Below are 15424 nucleotides of genomic sequence, written 5' to 3' on the forward strand. Positions count from 1 at the left end.
TCATGGATGCAACCAAGCAAGCGCTTGGCAGAAGATAACCCAGTCATTTACAAACCAAGCGCTTGCTTGGTAATGTCGGACGCACTTGGGTTGGAGGTGGCTATGGAACGGACTGCGCCAAAATCAATTCGCATCGGTTGCGCCAGCGCCTTCTGGGGCGATACCTCGACCGCTGCCGCGCAACTGGTGGAACACGGGCATCTGGACTATCTGGTCTTCGACTACCTGGCCGAGATCACCCTGTCGATCATGGCCGGCGCACGGATGAAAGATCCCCAGGCCGGGTATGCGGGTGACTTCATCGAAGTGCTCGCGCCCTTGCTGCCGCAGCTCGCGCAGCACAACATCCGGGTCATCAGCAATGCCGGCGGGGTCAATCCCCAAGCCTGCGCCGCCGCCCTGCAAGCGGCCTGTGACAAGGCCGGGGTGGCGTTGAAAATCGCCGTGCTGCTGGGTGATGACTTGCAACCGCAATTCAAACAGCTGGCCAGCCAAGGCATTCATGAAATGTTCAGCGATGCGCCCCTGCCATCGAGGTGCGTCTCGACCAATGCCTACCTCGGCGCACCCGGCATTGTCGAAGCCCTGCGTCTGGGCGCGGACATCGTCATCACCGGGCGCGTGGTCGACAGTGCGGTGGTCAGCGCCGCGCTGGTGCATGAGTTCGGCTGGTCGTGGCACGACTACGACAAGCTCGCGCAGGCCGCATTGGCCGGGCACATCATCGAATGCGGCGCCCAGTGCACGGGCGGCAACTTCACCGATTGGCGCGACGTGCCCGACTACGAACACATCGGTTTTCCCATCGTTGAAGTCAGCGCCGACAGCCAGTTCATCGTCAGCAAACCGCAAGGTACCGGCGGGCTGGTCACACCGCTGACGGTGGGCGAACAGATGCTCTATGAAATCGGTGATCCGCGCGCGTATCTGCTGCCCGACGTGGTGTGCGACTTCACTCAGGTCAAACTGCTGCAACAAGGCAAGAACGCGGTGCAGGTGCACGGCGCCAAAGGCCTGCCGCCGACGGCTCAATACAAGGTCAGCGCCACGTATCCCGATGGTTTTCGCTGTACCGCCAGTTGCCTGATTGCCGGCATCGATGCCGTCGACAAGGCGCGGCGGGTCAGCGCGGCGATCATCAATAAGACCTCGGAAATGTTCAGCCAGCGCGGCTGGGCGCCGTACAGCGAGGTGAATATCGAGTTGCTGGGCAGCGAGGCCACCTATGGCCCCCACGGCCAGCGGCAGGACAGCCGCGAAGTGGTGATCAAACTCGCCGTGCGCCATCCGGACAAGCAGGCCTTGATCCTGTTCTCCCGGGAGATTGCCCAGGCCGCCACCGGCATGGCGCCAGGGCTGACCGGCATTGTCGGTGGTCGTCCGACGGTGTATCCGCTGATCCGACTGTTCTCGTTCCTCATCGACAAAACCGCCTGCACGCTGGACATTGATTTCATGGGCCGGCGCCACCCCTGTGCCCTGCCCGCCCTCGATACGCTCGACCCGCTGGACCTGCCAGCCCCGTTCGTTGCGCCGAAGCCGACTGGCCAGGCCGACGCCAGCGTGGCCCTGGTCAAGCTGGCGGTCGCCCGCTCCGGCGACAAAGGCAACCACAGCAACATCGGCGTCATGGCGCGCGATCCCGAATTCCTGCCATGGATCGCCGAAGCCCTGACCCCGGAAGTGATCGTCGACTGGATGGGCCACGTCCTCGATCCCCTCCACGGGCGGGTCGAACGCTGGTACTTGCCCGTCAGCCACAGCCTGAATTTCCTGCTGGAAAACGCCCTCGGCGGCGGCGGTGTCGCCAGCCTGCGCATCGACCCGCAAGGCAAGGCCTTCGCCCAGCAACTGCTGGAAATCCAGATCCCGGTGCCGCAGCGCATCGCCGACCAGTTCAACTAGAGGAATGCCGCCATGGCCTACGATTCGATTTTCAAAGCCGATTTGTTTGCCGGCCAAAACATCATCGTCACCGGTGGCGGCAGCGGCATCGGCCGCTGCACCGCCCACGAACTGGCGGCCCTCGGCGCCCATGTGTTGCTGGTCGGGCGCAAGGCCGACAAGCTCAAAACCGTTGCGGCAGAGATCGCCGAAGACGGTGGCAAGGCCGACTGGGCCGTTTGCGATATCCGCGAGGAAGAAGCGGTGACGCATCTGGTCAGCGAGCTCATTCGCAAGCATGGACCGATCCATGGCCTGGTCAACAATGCCGGCGGGCAGTACCCGTCGCCCTTGGCCTCGATCAATCAGAAGGGTTTCGAAACCGTGATGCGCACCAATCTGGTGGGCGGCTTCCTGATGGCCCGGGAAGTGTTCAACCAGTCCATGAGCCAGCACGGTGGCGCCATCGTCAACATGCTCGCCGACATGTGGGGCGGCATGCCCGGCATGGGCCACTCCGGCGCGGCACGTTCGGGCATGGACAACCTGACCAAGACCGCCGCGTACGAATGGGGTCATGCCGGCGTGCGGGTCAACGCCGTGGCGCCGGGCTGGGTTGCCTCCAGCGGCATGGACACCTACGAAGGCGCCTTCAAGGCCGTGATCCCGACGTTGCGCGAACACGTACCGCTCAAGCGCATCGGCACCGAATCGGAAGTCAGCGCGGCGATCGTTTTCCTGCTCAGCCCGGCTGCGGCGTTCGTCAGCGGCAGCACCCTGCGCATCGATGGCGCCGCCAGCCTCGGCGGGCGCGCCTGGCCGATCCACAAGGCGACCAACAGCGAGTCGTACAACGGTTTCCACCGCGCCTACATACCCGACGTGTTGAAGGACAAGGAATAACCCATGCCGGTGATTCAGTCGCAACTCGATCCCCACAGCGAGCCGTTCGCCCAGAACCGCAAGGCAATGCTGAGCGCCATCGAACAAGTCCGCGTGCTCGAACAGAACCTGCTGGACAAGGCCGCCGAAGCCAAACCCAGGTTTGAAAAACGCGGTCAGTTATTGCCCCGCGAGCGCCTCAATCTGCTGCTGGATCCCGGCGCGCCGTTTCTCGAACTGGCGAGCCTGGCCGGCTACAAGCTGCACGACGACAAGGACGGCAGCTCTGCCGGTGGCGGCCTGATTGCCGGTATCGGCTATGTGTCTGGCGTGCGCGTGCTGGTGGTGGCGAACAACAGCGCAATCAGGGGCGGGACCATCTCCCCCAGCGGCTTGAAGAAATCCCTGCGCCTGCAACAGATCGCCATGGAAAACAAACTGCCGGTGATCACCCTCGCCGAAAGCGGCGGCGCCAACCTCAATTACGCGGCGGAGATTTTCGTCGAAGGCGCGCGCAGCTTTGCCAATCAGGCGCGGATGTCGGCCATGGGTTTGCCGCAGGTGACTGTGGTGCACGGCTCGGCCACGGCGGGCGGTGCCTATCAGCCGGGTTTGTCGGACTACGTGGTGGTGGTGCGCGGCAAGGCCAAGCTGTTTCTCGCCGGGCCGCCCCTGCTCAAGGCCGCCACCGGCGAAGTCGCGACCGATGAAGAACTGGGTGGCGCCGAGATGCACGCACAAACTGCCGGTACCGCCGAATACCTGGCTGAAAACGATGCCGACGGTGTGCGTCAGGTACGCGAGATTGTCAGCCTGCTGCCGTGGAACGAGCAGCTGCCACCACTCCCCGATCGACGCTGGGAGGAGCCGCTGTACCCCATCGACGAACTGCTCGGCCTGATCCCGGATGACCCGAAAAAGCCCTACGACGTACGCGAAATCATCGCCAGGATTGCCGACGCTTCGAACTTTCTCGAGTTCAAGGGCGAGTTCGATCAGCAGACCGTCTGCGGTCACCTGAAAGTTCAGGGACGCGCCTGTGGCTTCATCGGCAACAACGGCCCGATCACGCCCAAGGGTGCGAGCAAGGCCGCGCAGTTCATCCAGCTGTGCGACCAGAGCCAGACGCCGTTGCTGTTTTTCCACAACACCACCGGGTTCATGGTCGGCACCGAATCCGAACAGCAGGGCGTGATCAAACACGGCGCGAAAATGATTCAAGCGGTGGCCAACGCCCGGGTGCCGAAGCTGACCATAGTCGTCGGCGGTTCCTACGGTGCCGGCAACTATGCAATGTGTGGACGCGGTCTCGACCCGCGCTTCATCTTCGCCTGGCCCAACAGCCGCACCGCCGTGATGGGCGGCGCACAAGCGGGCAAGGTGCTGCGCATCGTCACCGAGGCCAAACAGGCCAAGGACGGCCTGGTGCCCGATCCGAAAATGCTCGACATGCTCGAACAGGTCACCGCGCAGAAACTCGACAGCCAGTCCACGGCGCTCTACGGCAGCGCCAATCTGTGGGACGACGGTTTGATCGACCCGCGTGATACCCGGACCTTGCTCGGTTACTTGCTGGATATCTGTCACGAGGCCGAGGTGCGGCCATTGCAAGCCAACAGTTTTGGCGTAGCCCGGCTCTAGGCCGGCTCAAGGAGAACAATAAAAATGATCTTCACCCAGGAACACGAAGCACTGCGCCGCACCGTACGCCAATTCGTCGAGCACGAGATCAACCCGCACGTCGAGGAATGGGAAAAGGCCGGGCGCTTCCCCATCCACGACATCTTCCGCAAGGCCGGCGATCTCGGCTTGCTGGGGATATCCAAGCCGGAAAAATTCGGCGGCATGGGGCTCGACTACAGCTATTCGATCGTCGCCGCCGAAGAATTCGGCACCATTCATTGCGGCGGCATCCCGATGTCCATCGGCGTGCAGACCGACATGTGCACGCCGGCACTGGCCCGTTTCGGCTCCGATGAGCTGCGCGAGGAATTCCTGCGCCCGGCCATCAGCGGCGAGCAGGTCGGTTGCATCGGTGTTTCCGAAGTCGGTGCCGGCTCTGACGTCGCCGGGTTGAAAACCACCGCACGCAAGGACGGCGACGACTACGTGATCAACGGCAGCAAGATGTGGATCACCAACTCGCCGAGCGCCGACTTCATCTGCCTGCTGGCCAATACGTCGGACGACAAGCCGCACATCAACAAGTCGCTGATCATGGTGCCGATGAAGACTCCGGGCATCAGCTTGAGCTCGCACCTGGACAAGCTCGGCATGCGCAGTTCGGAAACCGCCCAGGTGTTTTTCGACAACGTGCGCGTACCGCAGCGCAACCGCATCGGTCATGAAGGCGCGGGGTTCATGATGCAGATGCTGCAGTTCCAGGAGGAGCGCCTGTTCGGCGCGGCCAACATGATCAAAGGCCTGGAATATTGCGTCGACAGCACCATCGAATACTGCAAGGAGCGCAAAACCTTCGGTAATGCGCTGATCGACAATCAGGTCATCCACTTCCGTCTCGCGGAGCTGCAAACCGAAATCGAATGCCTGCGGGCGCTGGTCTATCAGGCCACCGAGCAATACGTCAAAGGCCAGGACGTCACGCGCCTGGCCTCGATGGCCAAGCTCAAGGCCGGGCGGCTGGGCCGCGAAGTCAGCGACAGCTGCCTGCAATATTGGGGTGGCATGGGCTTCATGTGGGACAACCCGGTGGCCCGTGCTTACCGCGATGTGCGGCTGGTGTCGATTGGCGGCGGCGCCGACGAAATCATGTTGGGGATCATCTGCAAATTGATGGGCATCCTGCCGGGGAAAAAGAAATGAACAACCTGCCGGTTTGCCAGACCTTGCTGCTGGAACTGCACAACGGCGTGTTGCACGTCACCCTCAACCGCCCGGAATGCCGCAATGCGATGAGCTTGCAAATGGTCGCCGAGTTGCGCGCGGTGCTGGCGGCGGTACGCGATAAACCAGGGGTTCGCGCGCTGGTGATCGGTGGCGTCGGCGGGCACTTCTGTGCTGGCGGCGACATCAAGGACATGGCCAACGCCCGCGCTCAGGGCCCCACTGCGCACCGGGACCTGAACCGGGTGTTCGGCGCGTTGCTGCAAGAGGTGCAACACGCACCGCAAGTGGTGATCACGGTGCTGCAAGGCGCGGTACTCGGCGGTGGTCTCGGCCTGGCCTGCGTCAGCGATATCGCCCTGGCTGATCACCAGGCGCAATTCGGCCTGCCGGAAACCAGCCTGGGTCTGCTGCCGGCGCAGATCGCGCCATTCGTGGTCCAGCGCATCGGCCTGACCGAGACCCGGCGACTGGCCCTGACCGCGGCCCGGTTTGATGGCAACCAAGCACGGCGCATGGGGCTGGTGCATTTTGTCGAGCATGATCCGCAAGCCCTGGCCGAGCGTCTCGATGAGGTGTTGGCCCATGTCTTGTGTTGTGCGCCAGGGGCGAATGCGGCTACCAAGAAACTCTTGCTGGCCAGTGCCGGACAACCGTCGGATGCCCTGCTGGATCAGGCTGCCGAATGGTTCAGCGAAGCGGTGACCGGAGCAGAAGGCGTCGAGGGAACGATGGCCTTCGTGCAAAAACGCAAACCGGGTTGGGCCTCCTGAAAAGCTTCGCTGGCAAGCCAGCTCCCACACTGGAATGCATTTCAAATGTGGGAGCGGGCTTGCTCGCGAAGAGGCCCGAACAAACACCGCACAACCTGAGAGACACCTCCCATGCCCGGACTCAAGAAAATCCTCATCGCCAACCGCGGTGAAATCGCCTGCCGCATCCAGCGCACGGCCCAGGCGCTGGGCTATCGCACGGTCGCCGTGTTCAGCGATGCCGACGCCGATGCCTTGCACGTGCAGATGGCCGACGAGGCAGTCAACATCGGTCCGGCCGCGGTGCAACAGTCTTATTTGAACATCCCGGCCATCCTCGACGCCGCCCGGCGCACGGGCGCGGATGCGGTCCATCCGGGCTACGGTTTCCTCTCGGAAAACGCCGGGTTTGCCCGCGCCTGCCAGGATGCCGGCATCACCTTCATCGGCCCCAGCCCCGAGGCCATCGAACTGATGGGCAGCAAGCGCCTGTCGAAGATCGCCATGATCGAAGCCGGTGTGCCCTGCATTAAAGGCTATCAAGGCGCCGAACAGGACGACGCCACCCTGAGCCGCGAAGCCGCGCGCATCGGCTATCCGTTGATGATCAAGGCCAGCGCTGGCGGCGGTGGACGCGGCATGCGCCTGGTGCACGAAGCCGGCAACCTGCTGGAACAGATTCGCACGGCGCGCTCCGAGGCCCTGAACGGATTTGGCAGCGACGAACTGATTCTCGAACAGGCATTGATCGAACCCCGTCATGTCGAGATTCAGCTGTTCGGTGACCGGCATGGCAACCTGATTTACCTCGGCGAGCGCGATTGTTCGGTGCAGCGCCGGCACCAGAAAGTCATCGAGGAAGCCCCCTGCCCGGTGATGACGACTGAACTGCGGCAGGCCATGGGCGAAGCAGCGCTCAAGGCCGGCCGGGCAGTACATTACGTCGGCGCGGGCACCGTGGAGTTTCTGCTGGATGCCCGCGGGCAGTTCTATTTCCTGGAGATGAACACCCGACTGCAAGTCGAGCACCCGGTGACCGAATTGATCACCGGGCTGGACCTGGTGGCCTGGCAACTGAACATCGCCGAAGGGCAACCACTGCCCTTGCGCCAGGAACAGGTGCAACTCACGGGCCACGCCATGGAAGTGCGCCTGTATGCCGAAGACCCGACCCAGGGTTTCCTGCCGCAAACCGGTCGCGTCGTTGCCTGGGAACCGGGAATGCAGGAGGGCGTGCGGATCGACCACGGCCTGATCGAAGGTCAGCTCATCAGTCCCTTCTACGACCCGATGCTCGGCAAGCTCATCGCCCACGGCGCCACCCGCGAGGAGGCCCGGCGCAAATTGCTGCGAGCGGTACAAGACAGCGTGCTGCTGGGGGTGCAAAGCAATCAGCGTTTGCTCGCCAGCCTGCTGGAGCACCCGCAGTTCGCCAGCGGTGACTTCAGTACCGGGTTCATCGCCCAGCACTTTGCCGACCCTGCCTGTCTGCAGTCTCATGCCCCGGACGCGCAACACCTGGCCATCGCAACCGCCCTCTTCTATCAAGATTCGGCACAGGCTCATCCCGCCCCGCTGGGCGGTTGGCGCAACAATGCCAGCGTGCCCCTGCACTATCGCATCGGCCTTGAGGATCAGGACTGGGTGGTGACGTTGCAGGCAATCCCGGGTGAACCATTGCGCATTCAGGTCGCCGAACGCTGCCTCGAGCTGAAGGTCCTCCACTGCGACGGACGCTGGGCCACCCTCGAAATCGATGGCATCCGCCAGCGCCACGCCTATCGCCTGGAGACAGGCCAACTCTGGTTGTTCAGCCGGCCGGGCAGCCTGCAGTTTGCCGATCGCACTCAGGCACAGGTTTCCAGCCGGGCCAGTGTCAGTTGCGGCACCCTCAAGGCCCCGATGGACGGTGCGATTGTCGACGTCCTGGTCAATGAGGGCAGCCCGGTCACCAAGGGTCAGCTGCTAGTGGTACTGGAAGCGATGAAAATGGAGCACCCCTTGAAATCAGGTATCGACGGTGTCCTGAAACGCTTGCAGGTCAAAGTCGGGGATCAGGTGAAAAACCGGCAGATACTGTTGGAGGTCGAATAAGGCGCTAGGCGGAACCGCCGGGTTTGGCTACGCTCAAACCCTACAGGACGCGGATACCAGGAACCCTGCAATGCCTCATTGGCTGGTCATTGATCTGGAGGCCACCACCGATGAGGGTGGATGGCCCGTAACGGATATGGAAATCATTGAAATCGGCGCCACCCTGGTGGACCGCAAGGGACGCGAACTGGACCAGTTCCAGCGCTTCGTCCGCCCCTTGCGGCGGCCGTTGCTGACGCCGTTTTGCCGCGAGCTGACGCACATCACCCAAGCCAACATCGATGCGGCGCAACCGCTGGGCGAAGTCTGGCCGGCATTTGAACGCTGGCTCGGCCATCACCACACGCGACTTGAAGGCTGGGTCAGCTGGGGCGACTACGATCGCAAACAGCTGCTTCAGGAATGGCAGCGGCTGGGGCTCGCCAGTGTGCTGGCCAACGTGCCCCATATGAACCTCAAACAGCGCTTTGCCAAGGCCAGGCGCCTGGAACGCCCGCTGGGGCTCAACGGCGCCCTGCAACTGGCCGGACTGCAGTTCACCGGCCAGCAACACCGGGCGCTGGAAGATGCGCGCAATACCGCACGCCTGCTGCCACTGGTTCTTCCGCTTTAGACAGGTGACGACACTCAGGGCCTTGTGCATACTGGCCGGCCCTTTTTAGCCCTTTTCGAGGAATCGCCCATGTTTAAAGTCAACGAGTACTTCGACGGCACCGTCAAGTCGATCGCCTTTGGCACCGCAGAAGGTCCAGCGACCATCGGCGTCATGGCTCCGGGCGAATACGAATTCGGCACCAGCCAGCGTGAAATCATGCACGTGGTCAGCGGCGCATTGACCGTCAAACTGCCAGACAGCAACGACTGGGAAACCTTCGCCGCCGGCAGCCAGTTCAACGTGCCGGCCAACAGCAAGTTTCAGTTGAAAGTGGCCGTCGACACCGCTTACCTGTGTGAATACCGCGGCTAAACCCGCAGGCTTTGCCGAAATAAAGGTCAGCGCAATAAAAATGCCCGTGTTTTTCGACACGGGCATTTTTTGCTCTGCGCAAAATTATTCGAGGATCTCCACCGGCATGCCGACCTCGAGTCGACCGTTGCCGTCGTTCACCAGGTTCTGGCCAAACATCGCGCCGTCCGCCTGCGAACGGTATTTCTGCAAGGTTGCCAGGGGTTCGCGGTCGTCGCTGCGCTCGCCGGTTTGCGGGTCGATGGTGGTCAGGATGCAACGTGAGCAGGACTTGACCACGCGGAACTCGACATCGCCGATGCGGATACGCTTCCAGCCGTCCTCGGCGAAGGCTTCACTGCCTTCGATCACCAGGTTGGGCCGGAAACGCAGCATCTCCAACGGACGTCCGACCCGTTTCGACAAGTCCTCGAGAGAGGCCTGGCCGATCAGCAACAGCGGATAGCCATCGGCGAACGCCACCTGGTCGTCATCCTTGCCGTAGCCCGCCTCCGTCATCCGCGCCCGATCCAGCGGCACTTGCACCAGACGTGTCGGTTTACCAATAAATTCGCTGACCCAGGCTCCAGCTGCATCGCCTGCATCGGGGACCCGCAAGGTATCGCGCCAGATCGTCACGCCACGCAGTTCTGCATCGCTACCAGGCAAGGCAATGTCGATCGGCGAATGGCCCGGCGCACGGAGGGTCAAGCCGCCTTCGGCATTCCACAACGCCGACAACTGGCTCATCTGCGCCACCGCACGCTGGGTCAGGAAACGACCGCTGGCTTCATCCACCAGCATCCAGCGGCGATCGCCGTCCAGACCCAGTTTATCGAGACCGATCTGTTGCAGCGTCTCGCCCTTGGCGGACTTCAACGGATAACGATACAGCGCGCTCAGACGCAACATGGCCAGCTCCCTTTTAGGCAAAACGCCACCCTATACGAGCTTGATGATCGAATCAAAGACTGACAACCAAACACCACAACCCTTGTGGGAGCGGGCTTGCTCGCGAAAGCGGTGTGACAGTTGGCACAGTCATCGACTGACACTCCCACTTCGCGAGCAAGCCCGCTCCCACAGTTGTGCAGACCCGCTCAGGCCGGTACTTCGTCAAGCATCAGACGCTGACGTACCACGTCGACGAGTTTGTCCGGCTGGAATTTGGAGAGGAAATTGTCGCAGCCGACCTTTTTCACCATCGAATCGTTGAAGCTGCCGGACAAAGAGGTATGCAGCACCACGTACAAGCCACGCAGACGCGGATCGTTGCGAATTTCGGTGGTCAGGCGATAGCCATCCATTTCCGGCATTTCCGCATCGGTGAAGACCATCAGCAGTTTCTCGGTCATGTCCACGCCGGTGTCGGCCCACGCCTTGAGCATGTTCAAGGCCTTCAATCCGTCGCTGGCGATGTGCATCTTCACGCCCAGCTGTCCCAGGGTATCGCGCAATTGCGCCAGGGCCACGTTCGAGTCATCCACCAGCAGCACCTCACGGCCACGGGCGCGTTCCAGTACTGGATCTTCGAGCTTGTCACGGGAGACCTTGGCGTTGTACGGGACAATTTCGGCCAGGACCTTTTCGACGTCGATGATTTCCACCAGTTGATCATCGACCTTGCTGATGGCCGTCAGGTAGTGCTGGCGACCGGCACTGCTCGGTGGCGGCAGGATGGCTTCCCAGTTCATGTTGACGATCCGGTCCACGCCACCGACCAGGAAGGCCTGCACCGAACGGTTGTATTCGGTGACGATAATCGTGCTGCCAGGCCCCGGCACCAACGGACGCATGCCGATGGCCTGGGACAGGTCGATCACCGGCAGGGTCTGGCCGCGCAGATTGACCACGCCGCAGACAAAAGGATGGCGCTGCGGCATCAGCGTCAGCTTTGGCAACTGCAGGACTTCCTGTACTTTAAAGACGTTGATCGCGAACAATTGCCGTCCGGCGAGCCGGAACATGAGAATTTCCAGGCGATTCTCACCCACCAGTTGCGTGCGTTGGTCTACCGTGTCGAGAATGCCGGCCATCAATGACTCCTGGTCTTATTCGGATGAATTCACTTAGAGAAGGTTATCGGCTGTTTTCGCCGAAGCTTGACCCTCTCTAAAATGCCACGCACAGGCATTGATGTCACATTAACATCATGCTTTACTGGCGGCGTGATTACATCTGCTGCACTTCTGCGCCGCGACCCCGGTTCTTGCGAAAGGTTCCGCTGCGTAAGGGATTCCCCTATCAACAATCAGGTGCAACCTGATATTCGCAATATCCAATAGCCATTAATGTGACGCCATTCTCATTGCATGAACGGAGTCAGGCTTTTGTGTGCGATCGCAAGCCAGTGGCCAACCACCTTCTCGGTTTCCCAGCCTGTCTCCGGGCCAGCCGCCGTTCGTTCACCCGACGACTCGGCAATGCCGGGGTTCCGAACGCCCTCGTCGACACACACGCTATCCCCTCATTTGACATGACGTTGTGGAGATAAGTATGCCGAACGACCGTAAAGAGTGGGCCCAGCGGCTCCCGGAGTTTCTCGTCGAGGCTGAAACACTCCTGGCCAAGACCGAGGAATGCCTGAGCCATCTGCAGTTGATCAGCAATGACAAGGACGCTATCGACTGCATGCTGAGCACGCTGCTCAAGCTGGCCAACAAGGCCGATGCCCTGGCGTTGGCGGCCGTGTCTGAGTTTTCGCTGCATATTCATGGGTTACTGAACCACGCGCAGCACACCATGAGCCTGCACGACGAGGCGCTGAGCGCCCTGAAAGACTGTCTGACCCTGATTGCCTGGCAACTCGAACTCATCGACCAGACCACCGGGCAGCTCAGCCTCGACGACAGCGAGCAGGCCACCCTTATCGAAGCCTTTGCCTTCCAGGTCGGGCAAAGCCGGTTTCAGCCACCAGTCAACTCCAGACCGCTCACCCTCGTGCCCTATTCGGAACGACGGGCTTGAACTGATCCAACTATGCCGTATGGCGTGGTTTGGTTATCAGTACCGCACTGTTACTTGAGTGCGCATATGTCGCAAATGAATAATTCATAGCTATAAGCGACATTTTTAAAACAATCATTATTGTCCATCGACATTGCGCACCCGCCTTGATCAGGTATTGCCTGGTATCAACAGCAACTCCCCGGGGCTATCGGCATTTTGCCGCGGCAACAGCCAACTTGCCCCATTATGGAAGCATCTTCTAAACGACTGGATTCCTGACTTTTCGGACATGTATACGGACGCGACCAACGGTATCTTAAGTGCTACTATGCCGCCTGTTAGTTGACGCCAATTTATGGCTGTGTGATCGCAGTCGAACTCGTCGGCGCTCCACATAAAAAACAGGGGCCTGTCAGCCAGCATGACCGGTCAGCCCGCAGCGAACATCCATTGGCTCCATCCGCTATGTACGCCAGCCTCAAGTCAATCGCCAAGTGGCCGCCCTCCCGGGAAAATGCCCGCAGATTCACGCTGTTGCTATGCGCCTGCTCGACCCTCGGCAGTTTGCTGGTCCATGGATTGTCCATTCCGTTGCCCCTGTCATTGCTGGTGCTCAACATTGCAGCGCTGACCAGTGTTGCCGTGCAGTACTGCCTCTCACGCAAGTCGATCAAATTCCAGCCTCAGGAGCTGGCCGACCGGCTGTTGCAGGTCCAGGAAAACGAGCGTCACCGACTGAGCCGCGAACTGCATGACGACATCGGTCAATTGCTGACCGCCGCAAAATTGCAAAGTGACTGGCTCAAACGCCGGATGCCCGAAGAGCTCCAGGGACAATGCACGGTCCTGTGCGACACGCTGGAAGAAACCCTGGCCAAAGTTCGTGACGTATCCGCCATTCTCAATCCACGACAGTTGACCAGCCTCGGGCTGGAAGCCAGTCTGCGGGCACACCTGCTCAAGACCCTGGCCAACACCCCGGTGCACTGGAGCCTGGAATGCCAGCAACGCCTGACCGGCATACCGGAGGAAATGGCCGTGGCGGCTTTTCGCATTACCCAGGAAGCGGTCACCAACATCCTGCGACATGCCCAGGCCAAAAACCTGCGGGTATGCCTGCAGCGCCAGACCCAAGGCCTGAGGTTGCAGATCAGCGATGATGGTCAGGGCTTCGCACCCGCCACAGACCCAGGTCGCGAAGGGCAACGCGGTATGGCCGGGATGTCGGAACGGATCGATCAACTGGGCGGCACGTTGACCGTTATCAGCGAGCCGGGCAAAGGCACGCAAATCGAAGCTCTATTTCCCTGGGCGCCCCGTGCGCTCGAACGGGCCAGTTCGAATAAGGTTATGCATTGACTTGTAATTTACTACTGGTGGATGACCACTCGCTGATCAGGGCTGGCGTGCGCGCCCTGGTAATGGACCTGCCCGGCTACGCCGTCATCGGTGAGGCCAATGACGGCTCGCAGTTGCTCGAAATGGTCGGGCATCTGTCCCCGGATATTGTCCTGCTGGATATTTCGATGCGCCAGACCGGCGGCCTCGAAGCCTTGCAACAGCTCAAGCGGGTGCGCCCGCAGAGCAAGGTCCTGATCCTGTCGATGCACACCGACCCGGCCCTCATCATGCAGGCCCTGGAGTCCGGCGCCCACGGCTACCTGCTCAAGGACACCACGGCGACCGAACTCGAACACGCGCTGGACGCCCTGCGCAACAACGAGCGCTATCTGAGCCCGGCCATTGCCCACACAGTGATCACTCAGGCCCTGACCCGAAATCAGAAGCACCAGGCCGAACCTGCCGACTCGCACAACCTGACGGCACGCCAGCTGGAAATCCTGCGGTTGATTGTTCGCGGCAAATCCACTCGAGAGATCGCCAACGGCCTGGGGCTGAGTGTCAAGACCGTCGAAACCCACCGCTCGCAGATCATGAAGCGTTTGCAGATCTACGATGTGGCCGGCCTGGTGCTGTTCGCCGTGCGTGAACACATCATCAGCCTTGATGACTAGCCACTTCACTGGCCCGTAGCAGCGGCGAATCCTCAGGCAGATGCACGAGCAACGCCGCTGGACGCACCGAAAAACGCAGGTTGTCTCCTTCCAGCGGTTCACCATCCAGGTTGATGTACAACCCTTCCGAAACCTTGATCTCGACCCAGGGCAGGCGCGCACGGATAAACATGTTGTCGATGCCAAAACCTTCGGTCAGCAGGTTTTTCAATGTACCGACCACCTCCTGCGGTGCCGGCAGGATACTGATGTCGAGCAAACCATCATCGACCAGGGCCTGTGGGCACAATTCCCGCCCACCACCGGCCTGCCGGCCGTTGCCGATACCCAGTGCCAGCAGATCGCCGCTCCAGTGGAAATCCGGTCCCTGCAACTCACCGTAGGCGGTATGCAGCTCATTGAAGCGTGACAGGCCGGTGAACAGGTACGCCGCACCGCCAAGGATTTTCTTCAAGTCCTCCGGGGTGTTCGCCGTGACATGGCTGCCAAACCCACCGGTCGCCATGTTCAGGAATATCTGCCCGTCGACCTCCCCCAGATCAATGGCGGTCGGCGCGGTATCCAGCAACGCCATCGCCTGATCAGGCTGCAGGGGTACGCCCGCCGCACGCGCAAAATCGTTGGCGGTGCCCAGCGGCAACAGTACCAGGCTGGCTTTTTGCGAGTGCTCCGCCATGGCCTCGGCGATATCTCGCAAGGTGCCATCGCCGCCACCGGCAATGATCTGTCGATAACCGGCCGCCAACGCTTCGCCCACCAGTCTCTGCGCATCACCGGCTTCCCAGGTCAATCGAACAGCCAGTTCCCAGCCTTGCTCACGCCGGCTTTCGACAGCGGCGCGAACCGCCTCGTTGAGTGCCTGTTTGCCATGCAGAATCAACAGTGCCTTGCGATCGCTCATTGCTTCACTCCCCGGTTTGGATGGCATCTGGGAGATGTTGACCGCGCAGGCGCCGTTAAAGGTCGCCGGAAAACCAATTATTTCCAGTCAGGCAACTTTATTCCCCCAACGCAGGATTTTTCTTACAAAACATGAGGAATCTGCTCAATTGACCGGA

Annotated in this window: 14 protein-coding genes; 11 read left to right on the top strand and 3 right to left on the bottom strand. The window is 61.2% G+C overall.

The annotated features are described in order from the left end of the window. Positions 1 to 102 precede the first annotated feature (102 nt). From PMI26_RS18605 to ppnP, 8 genes are all read left to right on the top strand, one after another. Complete coding sequence (locus PMI26_RS18605; protein WP_007973447.1) at positions 103 to 1905, top strand: acyclic terpene utilization AtuA family protein; 1803 nt, start codon at positions 103 to 105, stop codon at positions 1903 to 1905. 12 nt (positions 1906 to 1917) lie between these two features. Then, complete coding sequence (locus PMI26_RS18600) at positions 1918 to 2787, top strand: SDR family oxidoreductase (protein ID WP_007973449.1); 870 nt, start codon at positions 1918 to 1920, stop codon at positions 2785 to 2787. A 3-nt stretch (positions 2788 to 2790) separates the two neighbouring features. Further along, entirely contained in the window at positions 2791 to 4407 is a 1617-nt protein-coding gene (gene atuC / locus PMI26_RS18595) for a geranyl-CoA carboxylase subunit beta (protein ID WP_007973451.1), read from the top strand. A 24-nt stretch (positions 4408 to 4431) separates the two neighbouring features. Further along, positions 4432 to 5589, top strand: coding sequence for a citronellyl-CoA dehydrogenase (gene atuD / locus PMI26_RS18590; protein WP_007973453.1), 1158 nt, complete (start codon positions 4432 to 4434; stop codon positions 5587 to 5589). Beyond that, positions 5586 to 6383 (top strand): enoyl-CoA hydratase/isomerase family protein, encoded by a 798-nt coding sequence (locus PMI26_RS18585; protein WP_007973455.1) that lies wholly within the window; start codon positions 5586 to 5588, stop codon positions 6381 to 6383. The genes atuD and PMI26_RS18585 overlap by 4 nt, the downstream gene beginning before the upstream one ends. Before the next feature lie 111 nt (positions 6384 to 6494). Next, positions 6495 to 8456 carry an acetyl/propionyl/methylcrotonyl-CoA carboxylase subunit alpha gene (locus PMI26_RS18580; protein ID WP_007973457.1) on the top strand — a complete coding sequence of 654 codons (1962 nt, stop codon included), beginning with the start codon at positions 6495 to 6497 and terminating at the stop codon, positions 8454 to 8456. 70 nt (positions 8457 to 8526) lie between these two features. After that, a complete protein-coding gene (locus PMI26_RS18575; protein ID WP_007973459.1) occupies positions 8527 to 9069 on the top strand; it encodes an exonuclease domain-containing protein in 543 nt (180 codons plus the stop codon). 69 nt (positions 9070 to 9138) lie between these two features. Further along, positions 9139 to 9423 carry a pyrimidine/purine nucleoside phosphorylase gene (gene ppnP / locus PMI26_RS18570; RefSeq protein WP_007973461.1) on the top strand — a complete coding sequence of 95 codons (285 nt, stop codon included), beginning with the start codon at positions 9139 to 9141 and terminating at the stop codon, positions 9421 to 9423. An 84-nt stretch (positions 9424 to 9507) separates the two neighbouring features. Here the strand turns inward: ppnP and PMI26_RS18565 are convergent, their stop codons facing one another. Next, positions 9508 to 10314, bottom strand: coding sequence for an MOSC domain-containing protein (locus PMI26_RS18565; RefSeq protein ID WP_007973463.1), 807 nt, complete (start codon positions 10312 to 10314; stop codon positions 9508 to 9510). A gap of 188 nt (positions 10315 to 10502) precedes the next feature. Beyond that, positions 10503 to 11438 (bottom strand): chemotaxis protein CheV, encoded by a 936-nt coding sequence (locus PMI26_RS18560; RefSeq protein ID WP_007973464.1) that lies wholly within the window; start codon positions 11436 to 11438, stop codon positions 10503 to 10505. A gap of 460 nt (positions 11439 to 11898) precedes the next feature. Between PMI26_RS18560 and PMI26_RS18555 the strand changes: the two genes are divergently transcribed. The 3 genes from PMI26_RS18555 to PMI26_RS18545 all read left to right on the top strand — a co-directional run bounded on the left by PMI26_RS18555 (position 11899) and on the right by PMI26_RS18545 (position 14366). Beyond that, complete coding sequence (locus PMI26_RS18555; RefSeq protein WP_007973465.1) at positions 11899 to 12369, top strand: hypothetical protein; 471 nt, start codon at positions 11899 to 11901, stop codon at positions 12367 to 12369. A 447-nt stretch (positions 12370 to 12816) separates the two neighbouring features. After that, the gene (locus tag PMI26_RS18550; RefSeq protein WP_007973467.1) at positions 12817 to 13710 is read left to right on the top strand and encodes a sensor histidine kinase; all 894 of its coding nucleotides are present in this window, start codon (positions 12817 to 12819) and stop codon (positions 13708 to 13710) included. Then, positions 13707 to 14366 carry a response regulator gene (locus PMI26_RS18545; RefSeq protein ID WP_033047726.1) on the top strand — a complete coding sequence of 220 codons (660 nt, stop codon included), beginning with the start codon at positions 13707 to 13709 and terminating at the stop codon, positions 14364 to 14366. The genes PMI26_RS18550 and PMI26_RS18545 overlap by 4 nt, the downstream gene beginning before the upstream one ends. On the opposite strand, the gene yegS is transcribed toward PMI26_RS18545, so the two are convergent. Next, a complete protein-coding gene (gene yegS / locus PMI26_RS18540; RefSeq protein ID WP_007973469.1) occupies positions 14350 to 15267 on the bottom strand; it encodes a lipid kinase YegS in 918 nt (305 codons plus the stop codon). The genes PMI26_RS18545 and yegS overlap by 17 nt on opposite strands. Between the last annotated feature and the right edge of the window lie 157 nt (positions 15268 to 15424).

It is taken from the genome of Pseudomonas sp. GM33 (assembly GCF_000282295.1).
GTDB classification, from domain to species: domain Bacteria; phylum Pseudomonadota; class Gammaproteobacteria; order Pseudomonadales; family Pseudomonadaceae; genus Aquipseudomonas; species Aquipseudomonas laurylsulfatiphila.